Origin of the sequence: Microcoleus sp. B3-A4 (assembly GCF_036705385.1) — a bacterium.
Classification (GTDB): domain Bacteria; phylum Cyanobacteriota; class Cyanobacteriia; order Cyanobacteriales; family Microcoleaceae; genus Microcoleus.
In genome coordinates, this window is sequence record NZ_JAUBUI010000046.1 from 39,441 (window position 1) to 49,042 (window position 9,602).

The window sequence follows — 9,602 nt, forward strand, 5'->3', positions numbered from 1 at the left end:
TTCGCGCCGGAATTGCTGAATATTGCTGTAAAATCAAAGCGAGATCTTAATCGCAGCTTCAAACCCTCTGAAACCTTTATTTCTTCGCGTCCTTTGCGTCGGGGCGGTTCAATCCGATTTTTGATTAATACACAATTCCTATTTTAGCGAAATATGAGCGCTTCTGTGTCACCTGCTAGCAACAATATTTCTGCCACTGTCGAGAAGTTGCGCCGCCTCAGCCAAGTGGAGGTTCAGTCTGGTTGGAGGTACTGCGATTCTGACTCGGCTGTCTCTTCGGTAAATATTTGTAACAGCCCTGTTGCTGAACTTAACAGCAAAGGACATATTGCTTGGCCGTCTGGGAAGCAAGTTTTGTATTTGGGCCAGCAATTTGTAATTCCTGACAATTTGCACGGCTATCCTGTGGTTGGCTTGCGGTTGCTGCTGGGTTTGACTTGGTGGGCCGAAGATGCTCAAATTTTTGTCAACGGCGAGTTAGTTGGACAGGGAGATTTATTTGATTGTGCCGATCGAGTTTTGTTGAGTTCGTCGGCCCATCCCGGAGATGAATTTTTAGTTATTTTGCGGTTGGTAAGTCCGGGTCACGATAACGGTGCTTTAGTGCGATCGATTTGTTTGTACGAAGCTGCTGACTCTTTTTGTTTCGACCCGGGTTTTGTGGCTGCCGAATTAGAGATTTTGCAAAATTCGCTAACTCTAAATTTAGAAAATGTAAATTCCCAATACCTGTCCAGTGAAACATTAGCAAATCGCTCCATCTTTGTCAAGGGGGAAACGCTGAAATCTGAGATTGATTTGGCAATGGATTTAATTGATTGGTCGGCGGTGGGCGCTCGCGAAAAGTTCGATCGCTCGCTGTCTGTTTTGCGGCACAATTTACTGGGATATCTGCGGGCTTTTTCGGGGGATTTAGATGAGGGAACCGCAGAGGACACAGAGGCCGCAGAGGGAGGAAGAAGAGATGAGGTTGTTGAGGTTGGAGAAAATAGCAATCCGACATCTATATATATAGGAGAAAGCGGCGAGTTGACATCTATATATACAGGTAAAATCTATTTGGTGGGTCACGCTCATTTAGACTTAGCTTGGCTGTGGCCTGTCCCGGAAACTTGGCAAGCGGCACAGCGAACTTTTGAGTCGGTATTGAAATTACAATCCGAGTTTCCCGATTTGATTTTCTGCCATTCAACTCCGGCGCTTTATGCTTGGATGGAAGAACATCGCCCCGACTTATTTGCTGCGATTAAAAAACAGGTGGCGGCGGGTTGTTGGGAAGTTGTCGGCGGGATGTGGGTAGAACCGGATTTAAACTTGATTTCCGCTGAATCAATGGTGCGACAAGTTTTTTACGGACAGCGTTATGCAAAAGAAAAATTTGGGGAATTGATGCGGGTAGCTTGGCTACCGGATACTTTCGGTTTTGGTTGGCAATTACCTCAGATTTTGGGGCAAGGTGGAGTTGATTATTTTGTGACGCAAAAGTTGCGTTGGAACGATACAACGGAATTTCCCCACGGTGCATTTTGGTGGGAAGGTTTGGACGGTACTAAAATATTTAGCATGATGTCTGCTCCAATTGGCGAAAGTATAGAATCAGTGAAAATGGCAAGTTATGCTTTTGACTGGCAAGTTAAGACTGGTTTGCAAGATGCTCTTTGGTTGCCTGGGGTTGGCGACCACGGCGGTGGCCCGACTCGTGATATGTTGGAGGTGGCGAAACGCTGGAAAATGTCGCCTTTTTTCCCGAGGTTGGAGTTTGCGAAAGCGGTTGATTATTTGTCTTTGATTGAGAGTCAGTTTTTGCCTGAAGTTGCGGCAACTAAGCCCAAAAGCTATGTTCCAGAATCGGACAACCAGGAGAATTTACAGGCGCGAGAATTTTCAAACTTCTCGGCAATTTCGGATGCAAATCCTTCCATCTCAAAACTCAAAACTATTCCCCCCAGTCTCCCTGTTTGGAAAGACGAACTTTATTTAGAATTCCACCGGGGTTGTTACACGACTCGCGCCGACCAAAAACGCCAAAACCGCCGCTGCGAAGAATTGCTCTACCAAGCAGAGTTGCTGTCTTCGCTTGCCACGATTTGTAGTGGTGCGGTTTATCCGAAATCAGAATTAGAATCAGCTTGGAAACAAATTTTGTTTAACCAGTTTCACGATATTTTGCCCGGTTCTGCGATCGCCCAAGTCTACGCGGATGCTAATCTAGCCTTTGCCGAGGTCGATCGCACTTGTCGCGAAATCTTGGTAAAATCTTTGGATGCAATCTCGGCTCAAATTTCTCTGCCGAATCCCCCCCAGCCAGACGCTCAACCGATTTTGATTTTCAATACTCTCAATTGGTCGCGCTCTGAGGTTGTCGCCGTACCGCTTCCCGATGTCGCTGATTCAGTTTGGCAAATTTACGATTTTTCCCGACAGCGATTGGCTTCGCAGATTGTCAGGGGCGATCGACCCGAATCGCAATCTACACTGTTATTCTGGGCAAATAATCTCCCTGCCGTTGGCTACCAGGTGTTTTGGCTGTGTCGCGAAGACGCGCAAACTGTGGATAATGCGTCCGCGAGTCCAGAAACCGAAAAAAAGACAGAGTTATCAAAACTTACATACGGTATAGCACAAAAAAACACAGTTAGTCAAGAAACGCATTTTGCAGCCGCACAAATGGTTTTAGAAAATGAATTTATTCGGACAACAGTAGACGGACAAACCGGGGATTTATCCAGCATTTGGGATAAAGTAAATAACCGAGAAGTCCTGAATGCAACAGGCGGCAATCAACTGCAAGCATTTCAAGACAGCGGCCAATATTGGGATGCTTGGAACATCGATCCAAATTATGAAAAACATCAACTACCCGCCCCGACACTCAAAGATATTTCCTGGATAGCACAGGGAGAAATACGGCAGATTTTGCGCGTAGTCCGACAAATTGGCAAATCGGAGTTTTGCCAAGATTATATAGTAGAAATAGGTTCGCCGCTGCTGAAAATCAAGACAGTTGCAGATTGGCAAGAAAAGCACGTTTTAGTAAAAGCAGCCTTTGGGTTAAATGTAGAAGCAGATTTTGCAACTTGCGAAATTCCCGGCGGTGCGATCGCACGCACAACTAAGCCGCAAACACCAGCCGAAAAAGCCAAATGGGAAGTGCCGATTTTGCGCTGGACTGATATCAGCAATGACGGTTTTGGAGTCAGTTTGCTCAATGATTGCAAATACGGTTGCGACATTCAACCGAATCAAATTCGACTGACATTGCTTCGGGGTTCGACTTGGCCGGATGAACAAGCAGATGTAGGAGTTTCCGAATTTACTTGTGCACTGTATCCCCATGCTGGAAATTGGCAAGCGGCCGGCACAGTTCGGCGCGGCTATGAGTTGAATTTGCCGCTGCTAGTAAATGTGTTGCCACAGTTAGGAGAAAATCGAAACAAGAGTTTACCCGCAGTTGGTAAATTCTTGAATTTGTCGGCAGACAATTTAGTGTTGATGGCGTTTAAACAATCGGAAGACGATTCTAATGTGTGGATTTTGCGCTGTTGCGAATCCGAGGGGAAAGAGGCTGTGCTAGAATTCAAGAGTGATTTGGGGTTAGAAATGGTAGGGCTAGTAGATTTGTTAGAACGACCGGGCAATTTGTCGGAAAAGTTGTCCGAAGGAGGAGGATTTAAGATAGAGCCTTGGAAAATCGCGAGTTTTACAATTGTGTCCAAAACAGATACCTAAAGACTTTATACCGCAATAGGCGATCGGCTGTAAACTACCTCTTTCTATCTCATTTATTCTCTTCTCATCTCCCCTCGGCCCCCTGTACGGTTCCTGAAAACCAATCCACTTCGCAGAGAGAGGTAAAAGCGCGAGGCTAAAATTTAATTATATGAGGATCGTAGCCTCATGATTATCCTCTTTTAGTAGAGCCAAAAATAAGCGATTCCCAAAGTAACGAAAGTCAGCGGCAGCCCGAACCGCAAATGTTCTTTAAAAGTCAGCCGATCGCCTGATTTCCCTGCAACCTCAGCTACAATCAAATTAGCCACGGAACCCAACAAAGTTAAATTCCCCGCCAGAGTAGAACCCGCTGCCAACAACAGCCAAGCTTGGCTATCTGTTTTGACAATCACCGATTGCAGAACTAACACCGCCGGTACGTTTGAAATTAAGTTAGAAAGAATTACCGTTACTCCTAACAAACTCAGCGGTGTACCAGTCAAATTAGTTAAATTGTCCAACAAACCCAGTTGTTGAGTTGCTTTAGTCACCACAAACAATCCCGCAAACATTACTAGCAAATTCCAATCGACGCCCTGCAAGAGGCGATCGGACTTGACGCGCCTAGTAATTAACAATATACTGGCAGCTATCCAGGCAGATTCTGCTAAAGGTGCTCCCGCCAAAAAAGCTACTAAAAGTCCTGCTGTCACCCACAAACTTTTTGCTAGTAAAGGCTTGAACAATCGATACCTGACTTGAGTGACCTCCGGCAAAGATTTGCAAGAACGCACTTCTGGATAAAGCCAGTATAGCCAAGCTACTTGAACCAGCAAACAAATTAAAGCTACTGGTGTCAGAGACCGGGCAAATTCCACATAACTAATTCCCGAAAAAGAACCGACGAGAATATTTTGCGGATTCCCACTCACCGTCGCCACCGAACCTAAATTAGTACCTCCTGCTAAAGCCAAAAGATAAGGGATAGGATTGAGAGACAAAGAGCGAGTCAGACTCAGTGTTAAAGGAGCAAGCAAAATAGCAGTAGTGTCGTTAAGAAAAAATGCCGATAGAATGCCACTGCCGAAAGTAATGGCTACTATAATGCCGAAAGGAGAACGAGTAAAGCGAGTTAAAAACTCCAAAGCGAGTTGAAAAAAACCTGATGCTCCCAAAGCGGAATTAACGATCATCATTCCGAGCAAAAAAACGATCGTATTGGGGTCGATCGCCTCCCAAGCAGTTTTCAGGTCGAGTATCCCCAAAGCCACCGCAAAAGCTGACCCGATAATTGCAACCGCCGCCCGGTTCACCCGCAGCCCCGGCAAATATCCCAAACCAAATCCGAAGTAGGTTAGGCCCAATACTAGGTATTTGAGTGTTATCATATATACTTAAAACTATTGATTGCCGGTTTTTTTTATTGTCTAGGATGCTAAAAGTACAGACCCGGTAATTGCAGCTAAACCTGCTGGCATTGCAACTAGCGGGAAATATCGTCTGCAGACCGTGTACCAACTAGAAACAAACACAGTGGTTGGATGGGGAAGCGAAAACCAGGAGGCTGGACAAGTGGTATTTTTGTTACAACTTGTAACTTTTTTCAAACAACAGGTTTAATTTAGTTTCACAAAAAAGTTAAATTCCAGAAAGTAAAATTAATTACAGTCGAGTTAAGCTAAAAGTGTTTGCTAAAAAAAGTCATTCCAGTAACCCAGAAACCAACTATTCTCAGTTGATCGAGACGGACGGCGAGTTCGCGACAGCAAAACTTTCGTGCAGCCAACAAGTCGAACCAGATTGGTATGGAACTCTCTACGATAATTTTCCGGGCATTTACTTCGTTCTAGACGCTTTGGGCAGAGTTTTTTCGCTCAATCAATTCGGCGCGTCTCGCCTCGCCTACAAATCGCAGGAATTAATTTGTCATTCAATCTTTAACATATTTTACTGCCAAGAGCAAGGCAAAATGCAGGCAGAATTTGCAGGATTGGCCCAGCCGGAAAACGGTACGCCAACTCCAAAAATTGCCTGTTGGGAAGGCTGCTTGACTTGCAAAGACGGCAGGATTATTAGGGTAAAAGCAACCGCGCGCGCAATGCCGGCGGTAGATTGGAAAATAGAGGAAAATACCAATGGTCGCTCAATTGCCAATTTCCAGCGGCCGGCTGTACTGTTAGTTTGCGAAGAAATTAAGGCTGCTTCGCAGTCACCCACGTCGCTCAACCAGAGAGCAAATTGGCGCAGTCCAACTTTAGCGATCGCAAAATTAGCCAAAAGTCAACTTAAAGAACGCAACAATATAGAAGACTTCATCCGCGAAGTAACAGAAACCGCTGTCAGTATTGTCAACTGCGATCGAGCTAGTATTTGGCTGTATGGCGAAGACAAAACGCAGCTTCACTGCATCGACCTTTACGAACAAAATACTAAACTCCATTCCGTACAAATAATCATCACAGCATCCGACTGTCCGGCATATTTTCAAGCTTTAAAATCTGCAAGTGCGATCGCTACTGTGGCAGCAGAAAATGACCCCAGAACGCGAGAACTTGTCGGTCTTTATTTGCTCGATCAGGGCACGACTTCCCTGTTAAACGTACCGATTGTGCTAGCAGGTCAAATGGCGGGAATAGTCAGCGCCGAACGCCAGGGTTCCGACGGGGATTGGACGGAAGAAGAACACGAATTTACCCAAATATTAGCAGATTTTGTATCCTCAAGTTTGTCAGCTAGCGAAAAGTTAAAATTAGAAGCACTGCGGCACGAACAGCAGCAAAATTTGCTGACAAAATACTACGATCAACTAGAGGAAAGAGTAGAAAGACGCACGGCTGAACTCAAAAAAGCTAACCAAAAACTTCAACAAGAAATAATTAAAAGAAAACAAGCAGAAGCCGAACTACGCCTGCAGCAACAAGAACAGCAAATTATTTTTGATTCCGTGCCGGCGATGATTTGGCTCAAAGATACCGAAAGTCGCCTGCTGCGAATTAATCAAGCCGCCGCTGCATCGAGAGGTGTGCCCGCAGCTCAATTAGAAGGTAAATCTTTTTATGAAATCTATCCAGACGAAGCAGAACAATATTATTTAGAAGATTTGGAAGTGATCCATTCTGGCCTTCCCAAACAAGGCCAAGTCGAATTGCTACCCACAGCCTCCGGTCAAAAATGCTGGGTGCGGACAGATAAAATACCTTACCGGGATGAAACAGGTAAAGTCGCGGGTGTAATCGTCTTTGCAGTAGATATTACTGATTTAATTAAAGTCGAAAAAGAACTGCGAGAATATCGCGATCGCCTTGCAGAAAAAGTCGAGAAACGTACTGCTATGTACAGGCAAGCCATGACCGCTTTGTACTCTGCCAATACGCAATTGCAACAGCTAATTGACAACAGCTCTTCCGGCGAAAATGGCAGCACCAACTCAGCATCCCACTTGCTCGAATGCGAAGCTTATTTTGAAGCAGTTGCCGTGGCTGACCGCGACACAATTTTGAGTGTCAGCAGCAATTTTGCCGAGCTTTTCGGTTACGAACCTGCGGAAATGGCGGGAATGAGCTTGCTGGAACTACTGTCGCCGAAATCATACAAACAGGCGCCACAAATGATTTCGGCAGCCAGCAATACAGTCTGTGAAACTATTTTTCTTAAGCGAGACGGAACTGCTTTTCCTGCTGACGTTCGCAGCAAATTCGTATTTTGGGAAGGTCGTTTAGTCCAGGTGAAAGCAGTCCGAGACCTCACAGAACGCAAATTGACCGCAGCAGAATTAGAGCGATCGCGGTCTTTGCTGCACGCTACCTTAGAAGCAACGGCCGACGGCATTCTCGCCGTTACTACCGCCGGAGAAATGATTAGTTATAACGAAAAGTTAGTTCAAATGTGGGGGATTTATGAAGAAGTTAGAAACTCAATGGATAGAACGGTGCGGCTGGCGTTCCTCACTAAGCAAGTCAAAGATCCGAAAGCTTTTTTGCAGAGAGTTAAAGAATTTTATAGCGATGCGGAGTCGCAAGGTTGCGATATTCTAGAATTTAAAGACGGCCGCACTTTTGAGCGCTACACGCAGCCAATTCGAGTCGGACAAAATATTATTGGCAGGGTGTGGCGCTTCCGCGATATTACCTCTCGCGAAAAGGTGACGGCAATGTTAGGAGATTCTCAAAGGCGCTTCCGAGCAATTTTTGATTCTTCTTTCCAATTTGTGAGCTTGTTGAAACCGGACGGCACTCTGCTGGAAGCTAACCAAACTTCTCTGGATTTTGCGGGAATTAAGCTACGGGATGTTGCCAATAAACCGTTTTGGCAGTTGCCTTGGTGGGGAGATTCTGTGGAAGTTCAGGAACAGTTGCAAGAGGCAATTTCTCGATCAGCAAAAGGTGAATTTGTCCGCTACGAAGTGGAAGTTCAAGGTGTAAATCGGACGGCAATTGTTGATTTTTCTCTTAAACCGGTCGCGGATGAAACTGGCAAAATAGTATTGCTGCTGCCGGAAGGTCGGGACATTACTAAAAGTAAGCAAGCCCAAGTTGCGCTGCGGCAACAAATTGAAAGGGAACGCCTGATCGCACAGATTCAATCGCGCATCCGCTCTTCTCTGGATCTACAAGATATTCTCAACACTACAGTAGCGGAAGTGCGGGAGTTTTTGGCAACCGATCGCGTGCTGGTTTTCCGCTTCCGACCAGACTGGAACGGAGATGTGGTGGTGGAGTCGGTTGGAGAAGGATGGATTCCACTGAAGGGGATGGGAATTGACGATTGCTGTTTTGCCAATACTTACATCGGACAGTATTTAAAGGGCCGCATTCGCGCCATCGAGGATGTTCATGCTGCTAATTTGAGCGAGTGTCACCTTAATTTTTTGGAGGCGTGTCAGGTGAAGGCCAATTTGGTAGTGCCGATTGTCCAGCAGGGAATAGAACCTAGGGAAGGTAACGGTTCTTGCCAAGTGCCGAAGTTGTGGGGTTTGCTGATTGCCCACCACTGTTCGGCGCCCCGCCAGTGGCAGCAGTTTGACGTGGATTTGCTGAGTCAGTTGGGTACTCAAGTTGCGATCGCGATCGAACAATCTTTACTTTACCAGCAGCTAGCTGCAGCCAACCAGCGACTGGACGGGTTGGCGAATTTGGACAGTCTGACTCAACTAGCTAACCGCCGTCGGTTTGACGAGGTGATCAACCGAGAATGGGAGCAGTCGAGCTCTTTGGAACCGCTATCTTTGATTATGTGCGACATTGACTGTTTTAAACTTTACAACGACAATTACGGCCATCAAGCGGGGGATGCTTGTTTGCAGCAAGTGGCGCGGGCGATCGGGGATGCTTGCACAAGCGCACCCCCAGAACGCCTCTATTTGGCTGCTAGGTACGGCGGCGAGGAATTTGCGGTTATTTTGCCAAATACTGATATCGTGACTGCACAGGCTGTTGCTGAGGGAATCCGCAGCCGCGTCAAAGCCTTAGCCATTCCCCACATTAAGTCTGTTGTCAGCGATCGCGTGACTCTCAGCATGGGGGTGGCGACGATTTCTGAAGGTCAAAACTCGCCGAAAATGCTGATTGAAGCTGCTGATAAGGCGCTTTATGGAGCTAAGTCTGGCGGGCGCGATCGAGTGGCGATTAGTGATTAGTCAGTAGTCAGGTTATTTTAGATTTTAGATTTTAGATTTTAGAATTGGGAATGACTGATGAAGCTGGTCGTTTGGAGCTTGTCTACAGTTGCATTCTTTTTTCAAACTGGCACCACAAAAAAACGATCGCCCTAACTGGCATAAAGTTAGTGCGATCGCGGTACTATGAATCAGCTATTTAGGGCTTGCTGAATAAGCGATCGCTTGCTGGTGATCGAGAGTGATCGATATATTCAAACCGAGTTAAAGATGAGTG

4 protein-coding genes are annotated in these 9,602 nt (G+C 46.1%); 3 read left to right on the forward strand and 1 reads right to left on the reverse strand.

Features of this window, described 5'->3' with window-relative positions; all coding sequences use genetic code 11:
- Positions 1–153 precede the first annotated feature (153 nt).
- A complete protein-coding gene (locus QUB33_RS18465) occupies positions 154–3,729 on the forward strand; it encodes an alpha-mannosidase (protein ID WP_333352284.1) in 3,576 nt (1,191 codons plus the stop codon).
- A 182-nt stretch (positions 3,730–3,911) separates the two neighbouring features.
- Here QUB33_RS18465 and QUB33_RS18470 read toward each other — a convergent pair whose 3' ends face one another.
- Entirely contained in the window at positions 3,912–5,099 is a 1,188-nt protein-coding gene (locus QUB33_RS18470; protein ID WP_333352288.1) for an anion transporter, read from the reverse strand.
- A gap of 296 nt (positions 5,100–5,395) precedes the next feature.
- On the opposite strand from QUB33_RS18470, the gene QUB33_RS18475 reads away from it, so the two are divergent.
- Positions 5,396–9,346 (forward strand): PAS domain S-box protein, encoded by a 3,951-nt coding sequence (locus QUB33_RS18475; protein WP_333352291.1) that lies wholly within the window; start codon positions 5,396–5,398, stop codon positions 9,344–9,346.
- 50 nt (positions 9,347–9,396) lie between these two features.
- The gene (locus tag QUB33_RS18480) at positions 9,397–9,528 is read left to right on the forward strand and encodes a hypothetical protein (protein ID WP_333352294.1); all 132 of its coding nucleotides are present in this window, start codon (positions 9,397–9,399) and stop codon (positions 9,526–9,528) included.
- The last annotated feature ends 74 nt before the right edge of the window (positions 9,529–9,602 follow it).